The sequence below is a fragment of the Brevundimonas pondensis genome (assembly GCF_017487345.1).
In the GTDB taxonomy this organism is placed as follows: Bacteria; Pseudomonadota; Alphaproteobacteria; order Caulobacterales; family Caulobacteraceae; genus Brevundimonas; species Brevundimonas pondensis.
This window is the reverse complement of record NZ_CP062006.1, coordinates 1,487,931-1,512,168: the sequence shown is the minus strand read 5'-3', so window position 1 is coordinate 1,512,168 and position 24,238 is coordinate 1,487,931. Positions and strand designations below refer to the sequence as shown.

At 65.3% G+C, this 24,238-nt stretch carries 21 protein-coding genes; 8 read left to right on the top strand and 13 right to left on the bottom strand.

Going from position 1 to position 24,238, the window contains the following annotated elements:
• Positions 1–119: 119 nt before the first annotated feature.
• Complete coding sequence (locus tag IFE19_RS07610) at positions 120–1,037, top strand: HEPN domain-containing protein (RefSeq protein WP_207826942.1); 918 nt, start codon at positions 120–122, stop codon at positions 1,035–1,037.
• Positions 1,038–4,415 carry a DEAD/DEAH box helicase gene (locus IFE19_RS07605; protein ID WP_207826940.1) on the top strand — a complete coding sequence of 1,126 codons (3,378 nt, stop codon included), beginning with the start codon at positions 1,038–1,040 and terminating at the stop codon, positions 4,413–4,415.
• Here the strand turns inward: IFE19_RS07605 and IFE19_RS07600 are convergent.
• The 3 genes from IFE19_RS07600 to IFE19_RS07590 are packed head-to-tail and all read right to left on the bottom strand — an operon-like array spanning position 4,412 to position 7,852.
• Positions 4,412–5,407, bottom strand: a complete 996-nt coding sequence (locus IFE19_RS07600; protein ID WP_207826938.1) for a plasmid partitioning protein RepB C-terminal domain-containing protein — start codon at positions 5,405–5,407, stop codon at positions 4,412–4,414. The two genes, IFE19_RS07605 and IFE19_RS07600, sit on opposite strands and share 4 nt — an antisense overlap.
• A 1-nt stretch (position 5,408) precedes the next feature.
• On the bottom strand, positions 5,409–6,287 hold the full coding sequence (locus tag IFE19_RS07595) for a plasmid partitioning protein RepB C-terminal domain-containing protein (protein WP_207826936.1): 879 nt from the start codon (positions 6,285–6,287) through the stop codon (positions 5,409–5,411).
• Complete coding sequence (locus IFE19_RS07590; protein ID WP_207826934.1) at positions 6,284–7,852, bottom strand: recombinase family protein; 1,569 nt, start codon at positions 7,850–7,852, stop codon at positions 6,284–6,286. Before IFE19_RS07590 ends, IFE19_RS07595 begins: the two co-directional genes overlap by 4 nt.
• A gap of 78 nt (positions 7,853–7,930) precedes the next feature.
• Between IFE19_RS07590 and IFE19_RS07585 the strand changes: the two genes are divergently transcribed.
• Positions 7,931–8,311 (top strand): hypothetical protein, encoded by a 381-nt coding sequence (locus IFE19_RS07585; RefSeq protein WP_207826932.1) that lies wholly within the window; start codon positions 7,931–7,933, stop codon positions 8,309–8,311.
• 83 nt (positions 8,312–8,394) lie between these two features.
• On the opposite strand, the gene IFE19_RS07580 is transcribed toward IFE19_RS07585, so the two are convergent.
• From IFE19_RS07580 to IFE19_RS07560, 5 genes are all read right to left on the bottom strand, one after another.
• A complete protein-coding gene (locus IFE19_RS07580; RefSeq protein WP_207826930.1) occupies positions 8,395–8,670 on the bottom strand; it encodes a hypothetical protein in 276 nt (91 codons plus the stop codon).
• On the bottom strand, positions 8,667–9,122 hold the full coding sequence (locus IFE19_RS07575; protein ID WP_207826928.1) for a very short patch repair endonuclease: 456 nt from the start codon (positions 9,120–9,122) through the stop codon (positions 8,667–8,669). Before IFE19_RS07575 ends, IFE19_RS07580 begins: the two co-directional genes overlap by 4 nt.
• A 2-nt stretch (positions 9,123–9,124) precedes the next feature.
• Positions 9,125–10,111, bottom strand: a complete 987-nt coding sequence (locus IFE19_RS07570; protein WP_207826927.1) for an HNH endonuclease — start codon at positions 10,109–10,111, stop codon at positions 9,125–9,127.
• A 4-nt stretch (positions 10,112–10,115) separates the two neighbouring features.
• Positions 10,116–11,165, bottom strand: a complete 1,050-nt coding sequence (locus IFE19_RS07565; RefSeq protein WP_207826925.1) for a DNA cytosine methyltransferase — start codon at positions 11,163–11,165, stop codon at positions 10,116–10,118.
• A 234-nt stretch (positions 11,166–11,399) separates the two neighbouring features.
• Positions 11,400–12,833: an integrase arm-type DNA-binding domain-containing protein gene (locus IFE19_RS07560; RefSeq protein ID WP_207826923.1), complete on the bottom strand. Its 1,434-nt coding sequence runs from the start codon at positions 12,831–12,833 to the stop codon at positions 11,400–11,402.
• A gap of 446 nt (positions 12,834–13,279) precedes the next feature.
• On the opposite strand from IFE19_RS07560, the gene IFE19_RS07555 reads away from it, so the two are divergent.
• The 3 genes from IFE19_RS07555 (at position 13,280) to IFE19_RS07545 (ending at position 14,559) form a co-directional block, all read left to right on the top strand.
• Complete coding sequence (locus IFE19_RS07555) at positions 13,280–13,558, top strand: hypothetical protein (protein ID WP_207826920.1); 279 nt, start codon at positions 13,280–13,282, stop codon at positions 13,556–13,558.
• Positions 13,555–13,995 carry a Spy/CpxP family protein refolding chaperone gene (locus IFE19_RS07550; RefSeq protein ID WP_207826918.1) on the top strand — a complete coding sequence of 147 codons (441 nt, stop codon included), beginning with the start codon at positions 13,555–13,557 and terminating at the stop codon, positions 13,993–13,995. Before IFE19_RS07555 ends, IFE19_RS07550 begins: the two co-directional genes overlap by 4 nt.
• A gap of 72 nt (positions 13,996–14,067) precedes the next feature.
• Entirely contained in the window at positions 14,068–14,559 is a 492-nt protein-coding gene (locus tag IFE19_RS07545; protein ID WP_207826916.1) for an RNA polymerase sigma factor, read from the top strand.
• Between the two features lie 34 nt (positions 14,560–14,593).
• Here IFE19_RS07545 and IFE19_RS07540 read toward each other — a convergent pair whose 3' ends face one another.
• The 4 genes from IFE19_RS07540 to IFE19_RS07525 all read right to left on the bottom strand — a co-directional run bounded on the left by IFE19_RS07540 (position 14,594) and on the right by IFE19_RS07525 (position 21,722).
• Positions 14,594–17,815 (bottom strand): efflux RND transporter permease subunit, encoded by a 3,222-nt coding sequence (locus tag IFE19_RS07540; RefSeq protein WP_207826914.1) that lies wholly within the window; start codon positions 17,813–17,815, stop codon positions 14,594–14,596.
• A gap of 12 nt (positions 17,816–17,827) precedes the next feature.
• Complete coding sequence (locus IFE19_RS07535) at positions 17,828–18,988, bottom strand: efflux RND transporter periplasmic adaptor subunit (RefSeq protein WP_207826912.1); 1,161 nt, start codon at positions 18,986–18,988, stop codon at positions 17,828–17,830.
• On the bottom strand, positions 18,988–20,241 hold the full coding sequence (locus IFE19_RS07530; RefSeq protein ID WP_207826910.1) for a TolC family protein: 1,254 nt from the start codon (positions 20,239–20,241) through the stop codon (positions 18,988–18,990). The genes IFE19_RS07535 and IFE19_RS07530 overlap by 1 nt, the downstream gene beginning before the upstream one ends.
• A 638-nt stretch (positions 20,242–20,879) precedes the next feature.
• Positions 20,880–21,722: a hypothetical protein gene (locus tag IFE19_RS07525; protein ID WP_225910449.1), complete on the bottom strand. Its 843-nt coding sequence runs from the start codon at positions 21,720–21,722 to the stop codon at positions 20,880–20,882.
• Between IFE19_RS07525 and IFE19_RS07520 the strand changes: the two genes are divergently transcribed.
• Entirely contained in the window at positions 21,700–22,305 is a 606-nt protein-coding gene (locus tag IFE19_RS07520) for an LOG family protein (RefSeq protein WP_207826908.1), read from the top strand. The genes IFE19_RS07525 and IFE19_RS07520 overlap by 23 nt on opposite strands.
• Before the next feature lie 117 nt (positions 22,306–22,422).
• A complete protein-coding gene (locus IFE19_RS07515) occupies positions 22,423–22,716 on the top strand; it encodes a CC_3452 family protein (RefSeq protein ID WP_207826906.1) in 294 nt (97 codons plus the stop codon).
• Between the two features lie 78 nt (positions 22,717–22,794).
• Here IFE19_RS07515 and gltX read toward each other — a convergent pair whose 3' ends face one another.
• Entirely contained in the window at positions 22,795–24,129 is a 1,335-nt protein-coding gene (gene gltX, locus IFE19_RS07510) for a glutamate--tRNA ligase (protein WP_207826905.1), read from the bottom strand.
• Positions 24,130–24,238 lie beyond the last annotated feature (109 nt).

Sequence of the window (24,238 nt, the reverse complement as noted above, 5' to 3'; positions counted from 1 at the left end):
CTATGGAACCGGCGCCCGCATCGGCCAGCGTAGCGATGATGGGCGCGACAGCCTAGGTATACGCTAATCGGGGCGTTTCGACTCTTGCATGTCGGCTCCGCATTTCGGAGACTCCGGGCATGAAACGTCCGCTGAGGAAATTGCCGCTCGCGAAACAGCGTGAACTCGACGCCGCCGTCGAGATCATTCAGGACGGCTTCGCCAAGGCCATCTCCACGCGGCGCGCCGACCGGCTGAAGAACGGCCGCATCCTCAAGATCATCCTGTTCGGCAGCTATGCGCGCGGCGACTGGGTCCACGATCCGGTCGGGCGGTATTTCTCGGACTTCGACCTTCTTGTCGTCGTGGACCACGAGGACCTGACCGACTTCGAGTTCTGGGAAGATGTGGAGAAGCGACTGCTGGCCGAACTGTCGGTGGGCGCCATGCGCACGCCCGTCAGCCTGATCGTCCATAGCCTGGACGACGTGAACTGGAAGCTGGAGCACGGGCGCGGCTTCTTCATCGACATCGCCCGCGACGGCGTGGTCCTGAAGGACACGCCCGGCGCGACCTTTTCCGAGCCGCAGCCCCTGCCCCCGGCAACAGCTCTGGAAGAGGCCTCGGGATACTTCGAGGAATGGCAGGAGGATGCCGAAGAGTTCTTCTTTCTGGCCGACGCTGCGCGCAAGCGAGGCTTTACGAAAAAGGCCGCCTTCCTTCTGCATCAGACGACCGAAACCATCTATCAGGGCCTCTTGCAGGTCCTGACCTTCTACTCCCCCAAGAGCCACAACCTCATCCGCCTCCGCAACATGACGGAGCCGCTGGAGCCGAAGCTCCGCGACGTCTGGCCCCACGACACCAAGTTCCAGAAGCGCTGCTTCGAACTCCTCCGCGCGGCCTACGTCAAAGCCCGCTACTCACGCCACTACCGCATCACCGACGAAGAATTGGCCTTCCTCACTGAACGCATTGAGGTGCTGCGCGAAGTGGTGCGCGAGGCCTGCGAGGCTCGGATCGAAGAACTTCGCGCTGCTGTGACCACCGGCGACTGAGTGAAATGGCGCACCGCGCGCCCGACGTCCGGGGGGAAAGTTTCTTTGCGGCCATACCTGAGTTCCACCATCGCTGATCTAGAGCAGCTTTTCGAAAACGGATCAGCCGATCCTCGCCAGCTGCAGGCCCTGGCCAAGGAGCTTGATCACCGCACGACCAATCGTGCGCGTATCCTGGCCGGCAAAGTGCGGTCCGCACTCGACAGCTTGGAGGCGCCTCCGCGGGAAACTGTAGCGGCAACGCCTGCACCGTCCGAACCCGTCGTACCGTCGATCCAGCTGGAACAGGAGCATCCCACCAAGTCGACACCCCAATCGGCTAAATCCATCACCAACGACGCCGTCGATATCCTTCAGGCGTGGACGGCCCTGGAGGTGCTGTCGCCCCAGGCCTATGTGAGGCCTGAGGCCTTGGCTGGAGACGATCGGCGCAACATCGCTCAGTTGGACCGCGGTTTGCCGTGGGAGCGGGGCGACAAGGCCAAACCCGGCACGCGCGTCTACTATCAGATCGTGCTCGGCGCCATCGACATGCCGAAGGCGGTGGAGCGGCTGACACGGGTCTTCAGCGACTCCCGTGCGGAGCGTCCCTCGGCACGGGGCAAAGCTCCGCTGGCCATCCTGATCGTCGATCAGCGGGGGCGCCCCATCGAGGACGATCCCGTCGCCATAGCCAGCTTCGGCTGGGGCCTGCCCCAGGCGCTGGCAGGGCGGGTCAGTTCGCTAGCGAACTGGGCTGACGCAGAGCCCGCGTTGATCGAACGGGTCGAGAAGATCGTACGGCGACAAGACAAGTCGAGCGATCCCATACCCGTCACCTCGGAAATGCTGACGCGGGCCTATCGAGACCTGGTCGCTGCGCTCGATGTTCCGACCGACCTGGTCAGCCCGCCAGCGTTCGCCGTCCGCAGCTATGTGGGTTTCAAGAGCGCCGAAACGCCCTCCCCTCTACTGATCAACAGCTTCTTCCTGCGCGACCTCGACACTGCTCGAACTCTGGTTCGGACCGGCAGAGCGCCGCGGGCCCTGCAACAATACCTGGGGCTGATCGCGCCCACCGGGCAAAGAGATCTCCTAGACAGCCGAGCGGCGCTCAGCGGCGCAGTCGCGCCCCACCTTCATCCGCCGGTGCGTTGGCCGGGTCGGGGACGCCATCCACTGGTCCTGCTGCAGCAGGCGGCGGTCAATCTAGCCCGGCAAGAAACACGGGACGGCGGCATCGTCGGCGTCAACGGCCCGCCAGGAACCGGCAAAACCACTCTGCTACGCGACCTCGTCGCCGCTGTCGTCACCGACCGTGCGCGAGAGATGGTCGCGTTCGATGATCCCGAGGACGCGTTCACCTCGTCGAACCAGCGCCTCAAGGCCGGCAACAATTGGCTTCACCTCTACTCACTGGCGTCAAGCCTACGCGGCCATGAGCTGCTTGTCGCTTCGTCCAACAACAAGGCTGTCGAAAACATTAGTGCCGAACTGCCCGCCTCCAGCGCCATCGCCGATGACGAGCCTGGTTTGAGATACTGGAAGACCACGTCGGACGCTTTGCTCCAAAGAGACAGCTGGGGCTTGATCGCCGCCGTACTCGGCAACGCCGCCAACCGTTATCGTTTCCGGCAGACCTTCTGGTGGGACAAGGATGTCGGCCTCTCCACCTATCTCGATGCCGCCCGAGGATCGAAGCCGGTGGTGGAAGAAGAGGGTGACGGGGTAAACGCCCCCGTCATGGAGCGTCCGCCGCGCGTCGTCACGGCCGAGAACGCGCCGACCAGCCGCAGCGAGGCGCTTCAGCGCTGGGAGGAAGCTAGACGACGCTTTTCTACTGCCTTGCAGGAGAGCGAGGCGAATCTTGCCGAGCTCGAAACAGTGCGACGCCGGTGGGCGACCCTGCCGCGCTTGTTAGAAGCCGTCGAGAAGCTGCACCAAGCCTCCACGCTTCGGCCGGGATTTTGGAGCCGTCTTTTCAGGCTTAGTAAGTGGCGGGCGTGGCGCTCGGCCCTGGAAGAAGCTCGAGCGGAACTGGAAGCGCCGCTGACGGCGACGACGGAGGGCAAGACGCTGCCGACGCCGTTGCTGAACAAGCTGTCGCAGTGGTGCAGACTCGGAGACCCACCGAGCCGAGAAGGCCAACAGATTCTTGACGCGCTATCAACAATCGTGGCGGCTGTAGTGGTTCGTCGCGAGGAGATTGGCTCCAGCTTCGTAGATCGTGCCTTCTTCGATCAAGCCCATGAGGATCGTCACACGAGCACACCTTGGCTGAACCCCGTGACCCAGCGCAGTCGCGACCAGGTGTTCGTCGCCGCCCTAGACCTTCATAAGGCCTTCATCGACGCCGCGGCCCGTCCGGTTCGCCACAATGTCGGCGCCTTGATGAATGTGTTCGCGGGAACCGCCCTAACCACACCGGACAAGCGCGCCCTGCTTCCACACCTCTGGTCCACCCTGTTCCTGATCACCCCCGTGATCTCGACGACCTTCGCGTCGATGGACCGCATGTTCGAGGGTCTGCCACCCGACAGTCTGGGGTGGCTTCTCGTTGATGAAGCTGGTCAGGCCACGCCCCAATCGGCCGTGGGAGGCCTGATCCGCAGCCGGCGGGCCGTTGTCGTCGGCGACCCCATACAAATTCCACCGGTCGTCACTCTACCCGATACGCTGACCGATGCGATCCAACGTCATTTCGGCGTTGATCCTGATCGCTTCAATGCGCCAGCGGCATCGACACAAACCCTGGCAGACGCCGCAACGCCCTACATGGCGGAGTTCACGGCAGGCGCTGGTACGCGGACAGTCGGCGTTCCCCTGCTCGTCCACCGAAGGTGCGCTGACCCGATGTTCAGCATCGCAAATGCCGTCGCTTACGGCAGATTGATGGTGCAGGCTAAGCGGCCCGGCCAATCGCCCATCGGCGATGTCCTGGGCCCTTCCCGGTGGATCGACGTCGAGGGCGGCGCTACGGACAAATGGTCGCCCGAGGAGGGCGAGGCTACGATGGCGCTCCTCATGGAGCTTCGGAGCCGGGGCGTCGATCCGGCTCTTTATGTCGTGTCTCCCTTCGTCGCTGTGAAAGACGGCCTACGTCGGGCGATCCTAGAAAGTCGAGTCCTCGAAGGTTGGGTCGCCGATCCCAAGGAGTGGGTCAAAGAACGCGTCGGCACTGTCCATACAGTTCAAGGGCGCGAGGCCGAGGCGGTGATCTTCGTACTGGGCGCCCCGCTAGCCCAGCAACGGGGCGCTCGCGGCTGGGCCGGCGGACAGCCCAATCTGCTCAACGTAGCCATCACCCGCGCTCAAGAGCGGCTGTATGTCATAGGAAACCGGACAGCCTGGAAAGATGCTGGCGTCTTTGGAGAACTAGCGCGTCGACTTCAACACTAAACCTGATTAGAATCTTCCTCCTCTGGCCAAGACTTCTGCCATGAAGAAATCGCACGGACACCTTCGCCGTCGTCGGACGCCTCCGCGTCGTCATCGCTTCCCTCTTCGACCGCCTCATCCAACGAAGCCACACTGATGATTGCCCGAAATCCCGACAGAATCTCCGGATGGCGTCCGGCAAGCCATTGTTCGATCGCCGGATTGGCGGTCAGCCGCGACAGGTAACCCGACGCGATAACCAGCTGCAGGACATCATCGCCGTAGGAGGATTCCAGCGCTTTGAAGTCCGCGGTGAGCGAAGCCATCTCCCGCTCCATCCGCGCCATCTGCTCCGGAGTCATACCGCCGATTTTTTTAGGTTTATCGGGCCGAACCAGATCCGACTGTCGGGTTGCGGCCAGCAGGGCTCGGGCGTAGGAGCCGGTGAAGTTTCCGGCCGAGATCATCAGCTCCGCCGCCTCAATCTGGCGAACCGCCCGCATCTTGCGAAGCATGGTGAAGGTCGATGGGTTCACCGAGCGGTCCTTCAGCATTTCGACCACCTCGGGGCATATTCCACACAGCATGTCGCGCTTTCTCTGAATCGCCTTCACGTCCACATCCAGCGCCCGCGCCAGCTTCTCTTCCGGCACGCCCCGCTCCAGCGCACGGACGATCATGTAATGCTCCTGAATGGTCGCCAGCCGATTGACCCGGCGGTTGTAGGTGAAGGCTTCGTCATCGTCGGAGATCAGGCAGCGGACGTCCCGCTCGCCGAGTTCCTTCAGGATCGACAGACGGACATGGCCGTCGAGCAGCATCCAAGGCCCCTGCCCTCGCGGCCTGGCGACCACCAGCGGTTCGATCACCCCGACTTCGGCGACGGATCGAGCGATGCGACGGTATTTGACCGAGCGCAGGATGCTGTCCTCCAACCGCCGCATGGGCAGGATCTCATCCATCGGCAGGACCTTGAGGTTCTGCTCGAAGGCCGCTTTGACGCGTCTTTCCATCTCAGTTCTCCGCACGGCCGAGCCGCTGAGCCAGCGGTCTGGGAAGGGTGTGCATGGCTTCAGCGCGCAGCAGCGTCACGAAATGTTCGTCGTCCAGCAGCTGTTTCAGGCCGTTGACGACGAACAGCAGGCGGCTCTGTGCCAGGGCGGCCTTTTTCACCAGAAGCTTCTGACGGTCGGTTTCGCGACGGTAGGCCCGAACCAATGCATCGGCTGTCACCGGCCGGTTGGGTCGCGGCCCCCTTGTCCCGCTCAGACCGGCCTTGCCGCTGGTGCGGCGTTGCTCGATGATCCGCCGGATGGCGAGCACCTGGTTTCCCGGCAGGGCCTTCTGCTCATAGGCGTCGGCCAAGGCCGCCTGCACCTCCCCGTCCCCGGCCTTGGCGATCTCCACGGCGACCGAAGGCGGAATAAGCCCGCGCTCGACAGCGGCGACCAGCCGCTCCTCGCCGTTGTCCAGGAGGAAGCAGATGGCCCAGACCCATTCGGGACTGGAGTCGGTTTTGGCGGCGATCTCCTGGGTGGAATAGCCCCGGGTCTTCAAGGCGCCGATCTCGCGCACGAGCTCCAGGGGCCGGTGCTGGCGGCGGGCGAGGTTTTCCACCAAGCTCATGACATAGCAGTCCTCCGGCGAGGCCTCGGCGATCACCGCCGGGATTTCAGCCTGACCCAGGGCGATGAAGGCCTCCAGCCGTCCCTGGCCGCAGATGAGGTCATAGCCGCCGTCCTCGCGCGGGCTCACCGTAATCGGCTTCTTGAGCCCCAAGTTGGCGATGCTGTCGACGAGCTCCTCGAAGATACGCCGGTTGCGCACGCGCGGATTGAGGATGGTGATGGCCGCGACCGGCACGGAACGGATTTCGGGAAGGACGGGATTCATGCGGCGCTCCTCAGGGCGGTACGGCCGGTGAGTTCGAAGAAACGGTCGAGATCGTCGAACCGGTAGGCGTCCAGCGACACCGCATTCGCCTCCGCCAGCCGAACCCGGTCGAGCGCTCCCAGATCGATCCAGGGAAGAAGATAGTAGTCCCGGACGGCGGCGTTGGCGCCGTCCATCCGCACCGCGATGGTGATGTCCGGCTTGAGACCAGCGTCGAGCCTGATCTTCCATCGCAGGTCGCCTGCAGTCGTACGGGTGGATCGCACGATCGCCAGGGAGGCGGTGAACTCCTCATTGATGGTGAGCAGGTCGGTGACGGGATCGACCCTGACGGCGCCGCCCAGGCGCTCGATCTCTGCGACTGTTCCCGACACCACCTCCGGATGGAGGGTCCGCAGGAAGCGATTGGTCTCCAGAAAGCGGTAGTCGCGCGACGGAGACCAGCCGACCAGCTCATAGGCCCGCATCAGACTTCCGAACCTCTGTCGATAGGTCGAACTGGACGGCATATCCTCCAGCTCGTCGATGATGAGACCGGACAGACATCCCCGACGCTCGAGCAGTTCGGTCAGCCGCTCCAGCATCTCAGTGTCGGTATAGCGACGGCAACGCTCGGCGATGATGCGCTGCGCCGCTGCGAAGAAATCCGGATCGACGATGCCCTCGAACGCACCGTCAGCCCGCACCCACATGTCCGGCGCATTGACCACCCGCTTGTTCTTCAGTTTGAAGGACACGCGGTTGTAGACATTGTTGCCGATGTATTTCTCATTGGTCAGAATCTGGTGGACCACGCCGCGAGTCCACGAACGGCCCAGGTCAGTCACCAAGCCTTCGCCGTTCAACAGGGCCGCGATCTCACGTTCGGAGCGGCGGTTCAGCACGAACATCCGATAGATGCGTTGGACGACGTCGATCTCGTCGGCAGGTCCCGGCGTCAGAACCACGCGGTCGGTCTGCAGGCTTTTGTGCTCCCCCCGAGTAAGCGTCGCCTTGGGCCGCCGCTGCTCATCCACCAGCTGTCGCCGCAGGCCGTATCCCGCCGGCCCGCCCTGGCGGTATCCAAGGCCGATCAGACGGCACTGGCCGGTGAATACCTTGACCGAGAGCTCGCGGCTGTACTCGCCGGCCATCGCCCGCTTCATGCTCTTGATGATGGTGGCGCTGAGGCTGCCGTCGTTCTCGAACTGCTCAGCGCAGTAGTGGATGCTGATGCCCGCCTCGCGACACAGGAACTCGTAGTAGGCGCTCTCGTCGGCGTCCTGGAACCGGCCCCAGCGGCTGACGTCGTAGACCAGCACGACCTCGAAGTCGGTCCGCCCCGTCTGAACGTCGGCGATCAGACGCTTGAGCGCGTCGCGGCCGTCCAGTCTCAGGCCGCTCTTGCCGTTGTCTGCATAGGTCTCGACGATTTCGAAACCGCGCTGGGCGGCGTATCGGGCGATGATCTCCGCCTGATTTTCGGTCGAGTATTTCTGATGCTCGGTGGACATCCGCACATACTGGGCGGCCCGGATCGAGCGCGCGGGTTCAGGGCCGACGGTGCTGATTGTTGCTTTGTTCATTCAGGGTCACACGCCTTCTCGGGCGTCTCGGTCCTCGTCAGTTGGCTTCGCAGTCAAGCTAGCGATGAGGAGCCCTGAATGTCGTCTACACAGAACGACCGAAAACTTCGGTCGAATAACGGAAGAAGTATTCTTCCGCCCCCCGCCTCCGATCATGTCGACCGGTTCGCCGAGGCCGTCGCCGGCGCGCTCCGGCGGGAGTTCGGAGCCGTCCCCGGATCGGTTAAACAAGTGGTCCGGATCACCGGCGCGAACGAACGCGCCGTCCGCAACTGGTTCGAAGCTCGCAATGCGCCCAGCGGCGAAAACCTTGTCATCCTGATGGGGCGATCGGACGAGGTTCTGGAGACCATCCTGCAACTCGCCGGTCGCCAGGAGCTGGTGACGGCCCGCAGGCTGTCCGGTGCACGCGACAAGCTGCACGAGATGCTCAAGCTGATCGAGGACCTTCAGTCATGACGACCGCTGTCCCCACTTCCAGGTCGGCGCATCGACGGCATACCGCCTGCCCGACCTCGCGCTCCAAGCCTGCCCGCTACCTCCTAAGCTCTGCCGCGCACCTTATCCTTGGGGGCAAGAATGTGCAGGCGGTCGCTGTCGGACGGCAACCAAGCCAAGAAGGTCGCATCGGGAAAGCCCGGCGCGCGGCAGGTCAGCTCCACGGGATCATCGCGGATGATCTCCATCCCGTTCTCTTCCGCCGCCTTCTTAAGCAAACGCTCGAGGTCCGCCGGAGCCTCCATCATCGCCATTTCGGACAATGGAAAGCGCGCACTTGCAAAGGGGTACTCGCCTTCCGGCAACCGAGGCGTGGTCATTGCGTCGTCTCCTTGTGCGGAACTCTATCCGAAGCCGGCCTTGCCGCGAAGACGGCTTCGCGCAGCGCCGTTTCGACGAGCGCTTCATCCTTGAGCCCGCATTCCCACAGCACGAGCACCCTCCAGCCCTGCGCCTCAAGAGCGGCTGCCTGGCGGGCGTCCCGTTCAACATTCGCGGCGAACTTGGCCTCCCAGAAATCGAGCCGCGTGGACGGCATGCTTGCTCGTGGACATCCCGGATGCCGATGCCAGAAACAGCCATGGACGAAGACCGCCAGCCGATGTTTGGGAAAGACGAGATCCGGCCTTCCGGGCAGATCCTTGCGATGGAGCCGGAAACGCAGCCCGATGCGGTGTGCGGTGCGACGCACGCGCAGCTCAGGACCGGTGTCCTTGCCCCTAACCCTCGCCATATTGGCGCTGCGCCGCACAGGGTCGAGCTTATCGACCATCGTCAGTCCGTCCGTGCGGGATCCGGCGCGACAAGTTTTCCGGCGTGAACCTGATCGTGGTGGACGTTGCACAGCGTCACCAGATTATCGACCGTATTGGCTCCGCCGTCCTTGTGATGCGTCACATGGTGCAGCTCGAGGAATTTGCGCGGATCCTCCGGCCGCAACTGAGCCCGCGTCCAACCGCAGTGACGGCAGGCGAAGCCGTCGCGCTCGAGGACGGCGACGCGCACGTCGTCCGGAATACGTCGATCATGTTCGGGGGCCTGTTTATCCTCGTCCAGGACATAGCTCCCCACCGGCAGATCCGGACGCCCCTGCATCCGAGTGAAGATCGGCCACCCATCCTCGGTGCGGAGTTCACGGACGCGGCGGGCCCATTCACTCTTGTCGCCGGCCAGGTAGCGCAGCTCCTCCAGCGTCACCGGCGCGCCGACATTGGCCCGCAGATAGGCCAGGATCTTCGCCTTTACGCCCCACTTCTCCTTGCGGATGGTGTTGAGCAGGTTCCAGCGATGCGCGGCGTCACGATCCTGTTCGGCGCGCGCGAGGAAGTAGTGGTCGGGTCGGATCGCATCCAGTTCGACCCCCAACGCCGCCGTCAGTTCTTGCGCCGCCTCAGGGTTCTCCTCGGCGAGCTCCCTCAGTGTCATGCCGGTATAGATCCACCAGCCGAATTGGACGCGAAGCTCGCGGACGCGGCGGGCCCATTCCCCGATGCCGGACACGACGAGAAGTTCATCCCCGTCGATCAGCGTCATCGGATAGCGCCGGAGATAGCCGATGATCCGCTCCCGCGCGGAAGTCTTCGCCTCGGGCAGCAGGCTGACGCCCAAGGCGCGCAGTTCGTGAAAGACCGGGACCAGACTGCGCACCTGATCACGCAGGTCCGCGCCCTCAAGGCGCGCAGCGAAGGCGTCCAACATCTCCTTAAGCCGCGCGACTTCGTTCGAACGGTCCATCGGCAGAAGGGAAAGCGGATCGCTCAAGGGGTCAGGCGCTCATTGCCAAAGGATTGAGCATACGCATCACCATCCGGCCGAGCGCGGCCGCCAGGTCGGGCGGCACGGCATTGCCGATCTGGCGCGCGATCTGCGTCTTGTTGCCGACAAACCGGAAATCATCAGGAAAGCCCATCAGACGCGCCGCTTCGCGATGCGTGATCGGCCGGTCTTGATCCGGATGAAGGTAGCGGCCCTTCTCGGGCTTGAAGAACTCGGTGCGGATGGTGACCGACGGGCGATCCCACCAGAGACGGCCGAACAAATCCGTTCCCCCCGAGGTCTTGCGGATCCAGCAGGCCGGCGTCAGTTCCGGCGCGATGCGCTGCAGGTCGAAGCGGTTGCCGCCGGGCGGCACCACCTTATAGCGGGCGATGCTGCGGGCGGTCGGGGTCCGTCCGAAATGAAGATCCATGGGGGCGCCGACGCCGATCTCGGTGCCGATCGGCTTAGGGAGGTCGCCGATGGCCTGGCGGACGGTGCGCCAGGGTGGAAGATTGAGCCCCTTGTTCGGCTCCGCATGGGTCGGGCGCGGGGGGAAGTCCGGCTCGGCGATCCGGCGCCAACCGACGACGATGGTCCGGCGGCGCGTCTGCGGTGCGCCGTAGTCGGCGGCATTGACGATGGCAGCCTTGGTCTCGAACCCGAATTCCAGCGCCTTGGATTTGATCGCATCCAGCTCCGGCGACCGGAATAGTTCGGCGACGTTCTCCATAATGAAGACCCGCGCATTCGAACGATTGGCGATCTCGAGATAGGGCTCCCAAAGCGCTCGACGGCTATCCCCGTCCCGCTTCTTGTTCAGGAGGCTGAACCCCTGACAGGGCGGACCGCCGATGACGACGTCGGCTTCAGGCACCTCAGCCGTCTCCAGCCAGTCTTCGATGTTGGCGCAATAGGCTTCCCCGGGGAAGTTCGCCTTGTGGGTGCCGATGGCCGCTGCATCGTTGTCGAGCGCCAGGATCGACTCGATGCCTTCTCGAGCGAAGCCGAGCGACATGCCGCCCGCACCGGAAAACAGATCGATCAAACGGTAAGACATAAACTCCATCCTGCCTAGGAAATCGATTCGACGCACGGCCGCCGTCCGATCGGCGATAGGACCTCGGCATAATGATGATCAGCGGGCCAGGGTCTCCTAACACTCCCGATCTCATCGACGAAGGCGCGATCCCAGCCGCGCCTCATCCGCATCGCTTGATCTGCCTGGACGATACGTCAGTTTCGGTCGCCGCACGCCTCGAGCTGCAGGCCCGAGATGATGTCCTGCGATAGCCTAGGCGTAGCGTCGACTTCTGCGTGACGGGGCGTCGAGCAGAGCTCCAGGCAGTTCGTGCACCGCCATCCGCGCTGCCTGCACTTCGAGTCTGCGCAGCGCGGATCTCGGCCCCGCCCTCAGCCGGGCCGTATCCGGATGCTCGTCCAACAGCTCCTGCAGCATCATCCGGCTCGTGCTGTTCAACCAACGACTGAGCTCGGCGCTGGGCCGCCTGCCTCGCCCCACGGCGGATCCGACGATGAACTGCGACAGCTTCTCCTGCTGGGCCCGCAGGTGGTCGCGCATCAGCTTGGATCGCGTGATGTAGCCGGCGTTCACGCCCGGCAGCGAGTGGTTCATCAGCAGGTGCATGTCGATCTCGGACACTTCCGCCGCCTGCCCGATGGTCCGATAGGTCTGGCGCAGGTCGTTTCCATAGTGGCTTAGGACCTCGCGCTTTTCCTTGTGTTCGGTCATGTGACCGCACGCCGCGTCGCTCGGGAACAACCACTCCCGGCCGCTCTGCGGATAGATGACGGGACCGAGCCGACGCAGGCGGAAAATGGATTCCAGCATCGCCCGTGACAGCGGCACATCGAACGCCTTGTCCGGTCCGCCTTTCGGAAGACGGATGTGCATGACGCGGCGGCGCAGATCGAGGTCCTCCACCCTGACGTTCTTCAGCGCCTCCGGCCGGGAGCCGGATAGCAGCGTCAGCAGTTGAAACTCCCGTCGTATGGGATTGGGGATCAGGGCGGCCTGCTCGAACCAACCCGGCAGATCGGCCGCGCCCATGGCGGTGTTCCTGCGCCGATCCGGGTTCCAATCGACGCCGATCGCCGGATTCTCAGCCGGAAGCTGACGGCAGGTCTTGCGGGCGTGATTGTAGACGGCCCGGAAGCTGCGCGCGGCGCCGTTGGCGATGGCGGGACCGTGGTTCCTGGTGATGTGGTCGTGGCGGTCGGCCAGCAGGCGGGGCATTTCTCCGATGACCGACAAGGGCTGATCGAGCCAGTCGGCGAAGAGCCGCTCCATGTGGTCCGTATAGTTGCGGAAGGTGCCGTGAGCACGGCCCTTGCGCTCAAGGTGGGACGCTTTGAAGCGTTCCCAGGCCTCCCGCAGCGTCGGCACGCCGGCGTCCTGAAGAACGGGGATCGGATCGACGCGCGGAGGCCGCGGATCTTCGCCGGCGGCGATCCGAGCCAGCAGTCCCTTGGCTCGTGACCGCGCCTCCCGAGCGGAAATCTCGCCGACCTCGGCGACCTTCATTCGGATGGTGGTGCGCTTCTTTTCGACCCTCAGATCCGACTGGATCATGAAGCTTTTCGTGCGGCTGCCGATGAGGACGAAGAAGCCGGGCGTTTCGGTGTCGCGGACGCGGTACTGGCCTTCGCGGGCGTAGGCCAGGCCGATCAGATTGCGGTCCGTCAGGTTGAGTTTGGGGTCGCTCATCTGCTGACTCCAGGGGCGTTAGAACGGCGTTTTCAGACCCGTTTAGAACGGTATTAGAACGGTGAACTCTTCCCCGGACGTCAACTTGGGATGACCGCTCCGCACTACGCGACGGTGCGAGGTGGTTCGAAATTAGTCAATACAGTCAATTGCTTGTGTCGTGCTCCAGCGTGCAAACGGCGGTGATCGGAAGCTAGGAGAACGGTCGCTGTTAATCGGCTGGTCGTAGGTTCGAATCCTACCCGCGGAGCCACTCGGGGGGTTAGTCTAGGTTTTACTGGGCTGAGCATCCGGTCGACATAGACCATCCCTGCATATCTCAGACCTGCTTCTGGCGCCGATCATGACCATCGGTGTCCGTTCGACAGTTTCCGCTCGTCATACTCCTCTCCGTGAGGGAAGGCTGGCGGCGATGCGTATGATCAAACAAGAGACGCAGGCGAGCTATGGCTGATGATATGGAACACCTGATCCGGACAAGGCTGTCCGATGAGCCGCAACTGGATGATCTGGAAGACGCGGTCTGGAGTCTGGTCGACCGGCGCAAGACTGAGGCTCACATGGGCCGCATCCAGGGCGCGGCCATGGCGCTGGCCCTGGTCGTCGGCCTGACCAACGGAAGCCTGATGCTGCTCGCGCCGAAACCGCAGCCGTCCGAAATGCGGATCTTCTCTGTCGCTGCCTCGGGCCTGTCGCCGCTCGCCGGCATGGATGCTCGTCGATGAGCTCTGGCTGGAAGTCCGTCATTTTCACCGCCCTCATGGCGGCTGTTGTCAGCGGCGCTGTGACCTGGACAAGCGCTGTATGGATCATGCGGGAACGCCAACCCGCCAACCTGCACGCCATTGTTCATCAGAAGCTGGATCTGACCGCGCAACAGGACCACGCGCTTGACGCCATTGAGGCCCGCTTCGCGGCGCGACGTCCGGCGCTGGAAGCGGAGGTCCGCAAGGCCAATCGGGAACTCGCCGCCGCCATCGCCGCCAGCAAGGGCGACACGCCCGAGGTTCAGGCGGCCGTTGATCATTTCCATGTCGCCATGGGCGACTTGCAAAAGGCCACGATCGCCCACGTCTTTGAAATGCGCGCCGTCCTGACGCCGGCCCAGGCCCGGATCTTCGACGAGGCCGTGGTCGACGCCCTCAGTCAGGACGCCGGCTAGGCCCACGTGACTTCCCAGCCAAGCCTTGAAACGCAAGCCGCGAACGGAGATCAGGCGGCCTTCACCGCCCTGATGACCGCGACCAAGGCTGATCTGCATCGCTTCGTGGGTCGCTATGTCGGCGCCGCCGACGACGCCCAGGACCTTCTGCAGGAAACCTACGCAGCCGCCTGGTTCGCCATGAAGCGCTACGACCCCGCGCGGCCGTTTGATGTCTGGCTGCGCGCAATTGCGTTGAACAAGTGCCGAGACTGGAGCCGGCGTCGGGCCGTGCGTCGCGTGGTCCGGGGAATCATGGGTCTGGATGCCCCTGAAGCCCTGACTGTAGACGACGACACGCCATTGATGGAATCGACTCTGGATGATCGCCGGCGCGCCCAGGCCCTTCAGCACGCCCTGGCCGAACTACCGGACGCACTGAAGGCACCGCTTCTGCTGGCCGCCCTGAAAGGACGATCCCATGCCCAGGTCGCCGATCTTTTAGGCATCACCCCCAAGGCCGTCGAAACCCGCATCGCGCGAGCCCGCAAGAAGCTAGCGGAAAAACTACCGTCTTCGACCTGACCGGCGACGGGGCAGCCCCGCCGCCGGCGCATCATCAACCTTCGCCGCCCTCAATACGATTACGCCTGACCGTCAGGGCTGCAAACGTAGGCAGCACCAAGAGCGTCAGGGCGGTGGCGGTCAGAAGGCCGCCGATGACCACGGTCGCCAACGGCTTCTGCACCTCGGCGCCCGCCCCGGTGGCGATGGCCATGGGGATGAAGCCGACAATGGCCACCAGGGCCGTCGTCAGCACCGCGCGCAGACGGCTGAAGGCGCCGAACAGGGCGGCGTCTCGCGGGGCCTGACCCGCCTGAAGCCGCTCACGGATGGCCTGCATCAGCACCAAGCCGTTCAGGGTCGCGACGCCCGACACGGCGATGAAGCCAACCGCCGCCGAGACCGAGAAGGGCATCCCCCGCAGCAACAGCGACAGCGCCCCGCCGACCAGCGCCAGAGGCACGCAGGCGAACACCAGCCCCGCCTCCGCGAATGATCCTAACGCCATGAACAGCAGGATGCCGATCAGGACGAAGACCACGGGGATGACCAGACCCAGACGCTGCTCGGCCCGCTTCAGGTTCTCGAACTGGCCGCCCCATTTGAGCGAATAGCCTGCGGGCAGGCTGACCTGCTGATCGACCTGTTTCTGGGCGTCAGCGACGAAGCCGCCCAGATCGCGGCCGCGCACATTGGCCTGAACCACCATGCGGCGGCTGCCGTCATTGCGGCTGATCTGGTTCTGGCCTTCCGCCACCTGAATACGGGCGACTGAGGACAGGGGCACCGTCATCCCCGTCGCCGTCGTGACCGGCAGGGCGTTCAGGGCGGCGGGATCGTTGCGTTCCGCGTCCGACAGGCGGACCACCACGTCGAAGCGGCGGTCGCCCTCGAAGATCTGACCGGCCTCGGCGCCGCCGATCGCCGCCGAGACGGCTTCGGACACGTCCGCCGCCGACAGGCCGTAGTTGGCGGCGGCGAAGCGGTCGACGCTGACCGTCAGGGTCGGCAGGCCGGACGCCTGCTCCACCCGCACGTCGGCCGAACCCGGCGTGTCGCGCAGGGCGCCAGCCACCTGATCGGCCGTCTTCTGAAGCTGGGCGAAGTCGTCGCCATAGACCATGACCGCCAGATCGGTCCGGACGCCCGAGATCAGCTCGTTGAAGCGCAGCTCAATCGGCTGGCTGAACTCGAAGGCGTTGCCCAACTGGGTCGAGGCGGCCTTCTCGATGCGGGCGATCAGCTCCTCCTTCGGCAGGCGCGGATCGGGCCATTCCTTGTGCTTCTTCAGCACGATGACGGCGTCCGAGATGTTCGGCGGCATGGGGTCCACCGCCGCCTCGGCCGTACCGGTGCGCGAGAAGACGGTCTTCACCTCCGGCTGGGCCTTGATGGCGCGCTCCAGCGCCATCTGCATGGCGAGCGACTGCTCCAGCGAGGCTGAGGGCACGCGCAACGCCTGCATGGCGATGTCGCCTTCGTCCAGCGTCGGGATGAACTCGCGCCCCAACAGGGTGAAGGCCAGGGCGCCGATCAGCAGGGCGCCGAAGGCCGAGGCCAGCACCGTCTTCGGATGCGAGACGGCGGCGCGAATGGCCGGTTCGATCCAGCGACGCGCGTGGCGCAGCAGGAAGGTCTCGTGCTCCTCCGCCTCGCCGTTCTCGTCGACGTGGACGGTCTTGGGTTCTTTCACCAGCAGGGCGGCCATCGCCGGGACGAAGGTGAAGGAGAAGATGAAGGCGCCGACCAGGGCCAGCATGACCGTGGCGCCCATGGGAATGAAGGTCTTGCCCTCGACTCCTTCCAGCATCAACAGGGGGGTAAAGACCAGCAGGATGATCAGCTGGCCGAAGGCGGCGGGCTTGACCATCTGGCGCGCGGCCGAGGCGGCGACGCCCAGCCGTTCGTTGCGGGTCAGGGCGCGGCCCAGATCGGCGCGCTTCTGGCCCAGACGCAGCAGGGTGTTCTCGACCACCACCACGGCGCCGTCGACCAGCAGGCCGAAGTCCAGCGCCCCCAGACTCATCAGGTTTCCGCTGATGCCGAAACGGTTCATGCCGATGACCGCGAACAGGAAGCTGATCGGGATCATCAGGGCCGTGATCGTCGCCGCGCGGATGTTCCCCAGCAGCAGGAACAGCACGACGATAACCAGCAGCGCCCCTTCGGTCAGGTTCTTGGCCACGGTCTTGATGGTGGAGTTGACCAGGGCGCTGCGGTTCAGCACCGGCTCGGCCACGATGTCGGGCGGCAGGCTGGCGCTGATCTGTTCCAGCCGTTCGGCGGCGGCCTGGGCCACGGTGCGGCTGTTTTCGCCCGCCAGCATCAGGGCGGTGCCAATGACCGCTTCATGACCGTCGCGGCTGGCCCCGCCCAGACGCGGCGCCTGGCCGATCTCGACCGTCGCCACATCGGCGACCCGGACCACCAGACCATTGCGGTTGACCACGGGCGCCTGGGCCAGATCCTCGACCGTCTGGGCCAGGGCGTCGGTACGCACGGTCAGGGCCTCGCCCGCACGCTGGATATAGCCAGCGCCCGCTTGCGTGTTGGCGCGGTCCAGCGCCTGGATCAGGTCGTTCAGGCTGAGGCCATAGCCAGCCAGTCGCGCCGGATCGGGGCGGACGGCGTATTCCTTCACATAGCCGCCGTTGACGTCGACGCCCGCCAGACCGGGCGCGGTCCGCATCCGGGGCGCGATGATCCAGTCCTGCACGGTGCGCAGATAGGTGGCCCGCGCCTGCGGCGTGTCCAGCCGCTCGCCCTCGGGCGTCAGATAGGCGCCGTCGGGTTGCCAGCCGGGACGGCCCGCCCGTGCGGTCTTTGCGTCGAAGGGCTTGAGGTCGACGGTCCACATCAGGACTTCGCCCAGGCCGGTGGTGATCGGGGCCAGCGCCGGTTCGACGCCCTCAGGCAGGTTTTCGCGCGCCTGCGCCATTCGTTCGGCCACCTGCTGACGGGCGAAGTAGATGTCGGTGGCGTCGGTGAAGATGACCGTCACCTGACTGAAGCCGTTGCGGGTCAGGGAACGGGTGCTCTGTATCCCCGGAATGCCCGCCATCGCCGTTTCCAGCGGGTAGGTGACCTGACGCTCCATCTGTTCGGGAGCCAGGGCCGGGGCCACGGTGTTGATCTGCACCTGGCGGTTGGTGATGTCCGGCACGGCGTCGATCGGCAGCCTGGTCAGCTGGAACAGGCCCCAGGCCGCGACCAGCGTCGTGGCCAGGACGATGAACCAGCGGAAGCGGACGGACGCCTCAATGATGATTTTGAACATGATCGCCCTCCCCTAGTGACCGTGCTCGGCTTCGCCCTTGGCCAGTTCGGCCTTGAGCAGGAAGGCGTTGGTCGAAGCGACGCGCTCGGTCCCGGTCAGACCGCGAAGGATCTCGGTTCGCCCCCCCGCCTGTCGCCCCGTGAGGACGGGTTGAGCGCGGAAACCTCCGTCAACCTGAACAAAGACCACGGCCCCTCCATCCACGGTCTGCACCGCCTCGGACGGCACAAAGAAGCCGCCTAGCGATTCGCCAGTGATGATGACTCCCGCCACCGCCGCGCCGGCCGGCGGCAAGCCGCCGCCTGCAGTTCGCGCCCGGATGACTGTCGCCCCGCTTTCTCGACCGGCGCCGGCCGCCACGCCCGTCACTACGGCCTCGAACTCGCCCTGGGGGCCGTTGACCCGCAAAGTCGCCCCCACACCCACGCTTGAGGCCAGCGCGGCCGGCGCATTGAACACCACCTCGACCCGCGATGGATTGGTGACCTCGGCCACGACGCCGCCCTGGGGCATGAACCCGCCGGGCCCGGTCTGGACTGAGCTGACCACGCCCGCGATCGGACTGACGACGTTGAAACGTCCCGAGGCGCTGGGTGAACCCGCCGCCGCCGCCCGTGCGCGAGCAGCACGCGCCACCGCTTGCGCGCTTGCGGCCTGGGCATGGGACACCTCGGCTTCGCGACGCGCCACTACGCCGAGGTCGGCCAGATCCTCATCCCGGTCATGCGCTTGTTCCGCCGCGATGGCGGCGGCCTGGGCGGCGTCGACCTCGGCGCTTAGGCTGGCCGCCTCGCCGCTGACCATCACCGCCAGGGCCTGACCCGCGCGCACGGACTGCCCCGGCGCGACCAGCACCCGTTCCACCCGACCGCCGACGGCCGCTGAAACAGCAGCGCGAGCATCGACCATGGGCTCCACCCGGCCGGACAGGCGGATTTCGCTGCCCCCGCCGCGGGCGACGGCGACGACCTCGACGCCTGCCGCACGCTGTTGCGCCGGCGTCAATTCAATGACGCCTTCGGGGGCCGCATGCGCAAGGGTTTCGCCCTCGTCGAGGACAGGCGCCTCCGAAGCGGACGGGGAAAGCGTCAGATACAGCCCGCCTGCTCCGAGCAGGCCGAGGACTGCGGCGCCGGCGATCAGGGCCTTCCTGTTGGATGACAGCTTGAGCATCAGTGTTTTCCTTCAAAGGGAGCGCGGCCTTCCAGGCGCGCCAGGTCGATCTCGGCGCGAACCCTCGCCAGGCGAGCGTCCACGGCCGCAGACCGCGCGTTGATCAGGGCAGCGCGTCCGGCGCGCAGCTCCAGTTGCGAAATACGGCCGGCCTCAGCGCCGATGCGCGACAAGCGATAGGCCTCTTCGGCGGAGGTCACGCCCGCATCGGCCGCCGCGACGCGACTGCCAGATGAGCCCAGCCTGGCCACAGCCGCCGATCGATCCGCGCTCGCCTGCTGACGGGCCTGGCTCACCCGCGCTTCCGCCGCGCGAAACTCGGCGCGGGCGGCGTCGATGTTTCCCCGGTTCCGGTCGAACAAGGGCAGAGGCAGACTGACGCCGAAGGTCAGGGCCGTCTGATCCTCCACGCCGAACCGCGTCATTCCGAGGCTGGCTGTCACATCGGGACGGCTGTTGATGCGTTCCACGGCGACGCGTCGCCCGGCCACAATGGCTTCGGCCTCGGCCACACGCACAGCCGGGGAAAGCCGATCCTCTCCTGCAAGCCCGGCAGCGGACGCATCCAGCAGACTTGTCTCGATCGACGTGGCCGGGTCAGGCAACATGGCGATCGCATTCAATCGCGCCAGGGCGGCTGCGCGTTCCGCTTCAGCTTCGTCCAGAGCCGCCCGCGCCGCCGCAGCCTCGCTTTCGGCCTGGATGCCGCGCAGAAGGGGCTCTCGCCCCTCCTCTACCAGGGCCAGGGCCGCACGTGCATCAGCCAAGGCCAGGGACAAGGCCTCTTCTGACAGCAGCGCCCGACGCTGGGCCGCTTCCGCCTCTGCGTAGACAAGGGCCAGCCGCGCCGCCGTGTCGGTCAGCGTCAGGTCACGCCGCAGGATGGCGGCGTCCGACTCCGCACGGGCAACGTTCACGCGAGCGGACCTGCGCCCCCACAGCTCCAACCCCTGCGTGAGCGACAGACTGAGATCACCGCCGTCGAAACCGGCGTACGGCCCCGATCCGGCGACGTTCTCAATATCAACGGACAGTGCCGGATTCGGCCGGGCGCGCGCCTGCCGGACCCGCGCTTCGGCGGCTTCGCCCAGGGCTTCGGCTTCGACAACGGACGGTGTCTGCCCGATCCGTTCCAGCAAGACAGCATACGATGGCGCCGGGTCGGCCCAGGCAGGGCCGGCGAACAGGGCCGCCGCAGCGGCCAGCGCCCAACCGGCCGCGAGACGCGGCGGTAGGCGATATGAAGAGAGCATGATTCAACTTCCCAGATGATCTGACAACGAAGCGCACGCTTCAGGCGTGCGGGGATCGCGTCAGGCTCTGGGAGGCCGTATCAAGCCTTCGGGCGCAAATGACGGGCTGCGGTCGTCCACGTCAGGCGTCTGAGAAACGGGAGCGAAAACCATCGCAGAAGAAACCTGCAACTCGGACGGCTCTTTCAGACCATGATGGCAATGACTGTGGCCGCCAGCGCCATGCATGGCGTCGCCGCCGCTCTTGTGAGTTTCGCCCTTGTCAGCCGATGCCGAAACATGGGCCGGGTCCATTTCGACTGCACAGGCGACAGCGTTCATCGCCGGGCTGACGAACGAACAGCGCAAAGAGCATCGCGACCAGCGCGAGCCCCCATCGCGATGTCGCATGGCGTCGTTCCATGCGTGCTTTCTAGCATCCGGCATATCAAACTCAACGCATGGTCTGTTCGCGCCGAGAGACAAATGGACACAGCCGCTACTGATCGCGGCTCGAGCTGTCACAGAAAAAAGGCCCGGTGCATGTGCGCCGGGCCGAAAGTCGTTCGGTGATGGTGGGTGTCCTCGAAGAAAATGAAGACATGACCTTGTTCAACCGGTTTGGTTAATCAAACGTAAATTGTCCTGAAGTGGCACAATCAGGCATCAGGGAACCAGCTGGTCTGGCGTGCAGCCGAAGACAAGGCCCGCGTCATTCGCCAGCCTTCGCCAACGCGCTCGACCCGATCCAGGCTCTCCCTGTTCGCTGGCCCCGGATACGCAAAGGCCACGCCGTTCACCGTCACCGTCACAGGGCGGTCGGCGGTGCTCGGCAAGGCCATGATCCAACGCCCGCCGTCATCCACGCTGACTGACGCCTCCGGCCCGCCCTCCAGGGCGATCTGAACCTGCGTCCCTGTGGCGGCGCGCCCGCTCGCCACCAGTCCGCGCCCGTCGCCGTCGATCGAGTCCAGCGCAGGTCCGGCCGAAAGACGACGACTGGCGCCGCCCTCCATCAAAAGCGCCGCCAATCTCCCCTCGTCCGCCACCAGCAACCGTTCACGTCCCGGCGTCGAATCCTGGCCAATCTGCACCTCGGGAATCAGGACCATGGCCGTTTCCAACGCGGCGATCCTCAGTTCGAATCGTCCGGCGACGTCCGCCGCTGCGGCATAGGCCGTATCTGGGCCGCCTCGCAGCACCACCCGGGCCCCCGGGGACGCTTCCCCCCTGACCACCAGACCTTCGCGCTGCTGTTCAACAGCGCGAATACGCGGCGCGGCCGTCCAGCCGCCTTCTTCGCTGGCTGCTTCGCCGCTCGGGCGTTCAACCGCAGCCTTGCAACCCGCAAGCGAAAGCACGATCGCCATTCCTGCGACAACAATCCGACGTTTCATCCTGACCCGCGTAGCGATATGCCTGTTCTCCTCAGATAGCGCGGCCGACGCCGCCCTGTCTTCCTTCCTGTATCGAGGCCCCATGTCTTTGCCGCCCGCCACCATCGCCCCCTTCGACGGCCGTTCGGTCTGCCTGTTCTGCGGTTCGTCCGACGGGGCTGATCCGCAGTACGTCCAGGCCGCCAGCGCCTTCGGCAAGGCGACGGCCGAGGCCGGATGGCGCCTGGTCTATGGCGGCGGCGGCGTGGGCCTGATGGGCGCCTCGGCCCGCGCGGCGCACGAAGCTGGCGGCCGGGTCGTCGGCATCATGCCTGCCTTTTTGCGCAGTCGTGAACGTCTGTTCGACGACGTGGAGACCGTGGTCGTCACCTCGATGCACGAACGCAAGCAGCTGATGTACGATCAATCTGACGTCTTCGTCGTGGCGCCGGGCGGCATCGGCACCCTGGAAGAAGCCATCGAACTGCTGTCGTGGAAGCGCCTGGACCTGCACGCCAAGCCGGTCATCTTCCTGAACCTGAACGGTTTCTGGGAAAACTATTTCGCCCTGATCCGTCACAGCGTGAGCGAAGGCATGACGCCTGCCAGTTTCCTCGACGCCTACATCAGCGTCGACACTGTCGAAGAAGCCGTCATCGCCATGAAAAAGGCTGACGATACGCCGCACTTGAAACATGATCATCGGTAAGTAAACGTGGGTCAGTAAACGCCGATCCGTTACCTCGAAACCGCATTGACAGTTTCCAAAGAAAACGGACTATGGCGTCACAAGGGCGTGCGCCCTACCCATTTCGGAGACTTGCCTATGCGTGCTCTTCTCGCCGCCGCCCTTCTGTTTGCGGCCACCCCTGCCTTCGCCGACGCCCCGGCCACCAGCCTGACCCTGGCCGACGCGGCCAAGGCGCCGGCCGGCCGCGTCATCGTCGATGGCGCCGCCTGGCGCTGCGAAGGCGCGTCCTGCACCGCCTCGGGCGGAACCAACCAGCCCGCCGCCCGCGCCTGCCGCCGTGTGGTCGCCAAGCTCGGCCCGGTCACGGCCTTCAGCTACAAGGGCGAAGCCCTGGATGCACAGGCCCTGGCGACCTGCAACGCCGGCTGATCCAGCCACAGGTCTGAAACGAAAAAGGCCGCCTTCGTGAGAAGGCGGCCTTTCTTGTATCCACATCAGTTCGAAGGCTCAGCCCGCCTCGCCCTTCAGGCGACGCACGATGGCTTCGCGCCCGATCAGGGGCGCCATGGCCGCCATGTCCGGTCCGTGCGCCTGTCCGGTCAGGGCCAGACGCAGCGGCATGAACAGGCCCTTGCCCTTGGCGCCGGTCTTGTCCTTCACCGCCGCCGTCCACGCCGACCAGGCGCCCGCGTCGATGACCTCGGGCAGGACTTCCAAGGCAGCGGCGGCGAAGGCGGCGTCCTCGATCACCGGCGTCACCGGACCCGTGACGATCCTGGCCATATCGGCCACGTCGGCGAACTTGTTCAGATTGCCCCGCACCGTGTCCCAGAACACCTCGCCCAGATCAGCGCCCAGCGCCGCCAGACGCGGCTGCGCCTCGGCATAGGTCATCCCATGCAGAGCCTGGGCGTTCAGACGGTCCAGGTCGGCGGTGTCGTAGCGCGCCGGCGAACGGCCCATCTTGGAAAAGGCGAAGGCCTGGCCCAGGGCCTCGACCGACGGCGCGACCTCCAGATTGTCCGAGGTGCCGATCTTGCCCAGGTGGCTGGTGATGGCGATCGGCTCATAGCCCTGGTCGCGCATGTCGCTGATCGACAGCGAGCCCAGACGCTTGGACAGGGCCGCGCCGTCTGCCCCGACCAGCAGCGGCATGTGAGCAAAGCCCGGCACCTTGGCGTTCAGGGCCTCAAAGATCTCGATCTGCGCCCCGGTGTTGGTGACGTGGTCCTCGCCCCGGATGATGTGGGTGATGTCCATGTCGATGTCATCGACGACCGACGGCAGGGTATAGAGGAACAGGCCGTCCTCGCGGATCAGCACCGGGTCCGACATCGAGGCGGTGTCCACCTCGGCGTGACCACGCGCCAGATCCTCCCAGGCGACGCGCTTGCCTTCCAGCTTGAAGCGCCAGTGCGGGCGGCGGCCCTCGGCCTCATAGGCGGCCTTCTCGGCCTCGGTCAGCAGCAGGGCGGCGCGGTCATAGATGGGCGGTAGGCCCCGCGACAGCTGCACCTTGCGGCGGCGATCCAGTTCCTCGGAAGTCTCGTAACAGGCGTAGAGACGGCCCGACGCCTTCAGGCGCGCGGCGGCCTCCTCATAACGGTCGAACCGCTTGGACTGGTTGTAACGCTCGTCCCAGGCCAGACCCAGCCAGGTCAGGTCGGTCTCGATTCCGTCTTCATACTCTTGCGTCGAGCGCGCCAGGTCGGTGTCGTCGATGCGCAGAACGAACGCGCCGCCCTGCCCCTTGGCGAACAGCCAGTTCACCAGAGCGGTGCGGACATTGCCGACGTGCAGCTTACCCGTGGGCGACGGGGCGAAACGAACCTTGACGGACATGAGGATCCTGCGAGCCTGAAAGCGAAGGCGGCCGGGCGGCCCGCCGCGAACCTTGGCGATCCGGGCAGAGCGTCCAGTCTTTGAAAACGCCGAAAAGGCGTCCCACCCC

Bases quoted from the DNA above. Each gene is read 5' to 3' on its own strand.
- IFE19_RS07590 (WP_207826934.1), bottom strand. From the start codon at position 7,852: ATGAACAAAGCAACAATCAGCACCGTCGGCCCTGAACCCGCGCGCTCG.
- IFE19_RS07540 (WP_207826914.1), bottom strand. From the start codon at position 17,815: ATGTTCAAAATCATCATTGAGGCGTCCGTCCGCTTCCGCTGGTTCATC.
- IFE19_RS07595 (WP_207826936.1), bottom strand. From the start codon at position 6,287: ATGAATCCCGTCCTTCCCGAAATCCGTTCCGTGCCGGTCGCGGCCATC.
- IFE19_RS07560 (WP_207826923.1), bottom strand. From the start codon at position 12,833: ATGAGCGACCCCAAACTCAACCTGACGGACCGCAATCTGATCGGCCTG.
- IFE19_RS07520 (WP_207826908.1), top strand. From the start codon at position 21,700: ATGTCTTTGCCGCCCGCCACCATCGCCCCCTTCGACGGCCGTTCGGTC.
- IFE19_RS07530 (WP_207826910.1), bottom strand. From the start codon at position 20,241: ATGCTCTCTTCATATCGCCTACCGCCGCGTCTCGCGGCCGGTTGGGCG.
- IFE19_RS07575 (WP_207826928.1), bottom strand. From the start codon at position 9,122: ATGGTCGATAAGCTCGACCCTGTGCGGCGCAGCGCCAATATGGCGAGG.
- IFE19_RS07550 (WP_207826918.1), top strand. From the start codon at position 13,555: ATGAGCTCTGGCTGGAAGTCCGTCATTTTCACCGCCCTCATGGCGGCT.
- IFE19_RS07525 (WP_225910449.1), bottom strand. From the start codon at position 21,722: ATGGTGGCGGGCGGCAAAGACATGGGGCCTCGATACAGGAAGGAAGAC.
- IFE19_RS07610 (WP_207826942.1), top strand. From the start codon at position 120: ATGAAACGTCCGCTGAGGAAATTGCCGCTCGCGAAACAGCGTGAACTC.
- IFE19_RS07545 (WP_207826916.1), top strand. From the start codon at position 14,068: ATGACCGCGACCAAGGCTGATCTGCATCGCTTCGTGGGTCGCTATGTC.
- IFE19_RS07600 (WP_207826938.1), bottom strand. From the start codon at position 5,407: ATGGAAAGACGCGTCAAAGCGGCCTTCGAGCAGAACCTCAAGGTCCTG.
- IFE19_RS07515 (WP_207826906.1), top strand. From the start codon at position 22,423: ATGCGTGCTCTTCTCGCCGCCGCCCTTCTGTTTGCGGCCACCCCTGCC.
- IFE19_RS07565 (WP_207826925.1), bottom strand. From the start codon at position 11,165: ATGTCTTACCGTTTGATCGATCTGTTTTCCGGTGCGGGCGGCATGTCG.
- IFE19_RS07555 (WP_207826920.1), top strand. From the start codon at position 13,280: ATGGCTGATGATATGGAACACCTGATCCGGACAAGGCTGTCCGATGAG.
- IFE19_RS07580 (WP_207826930.1), bottom strand. From the start codon at position 8,670: ATGACCACGCCTCGGTTGCCGGAAGGCGAGTACCCCTTTGCAAGTGCG.
- IFE19_RS07535 (WP_207826912.1), bottom strand. From the start codon at position 18,988: ATGCTCAAGCTGTCATCCAACAGGAAGGCCCTGATCGCCGGCGCCGCA.
- IFE19_RS07585 (WP_207826932.1), top strand. From the start codon at position 7,931: ATGTCGTCTACACAGAACGACCGAAAACTTCGGTCGAATAACGGAAGA.
- gltX (WP_207826905.1), bottom strand. From the start codon at position 24,129: ATGTCCGTCAAGGTTCGTTTCGCCCCGTCGCCCACGGGTAAGCTGCAC.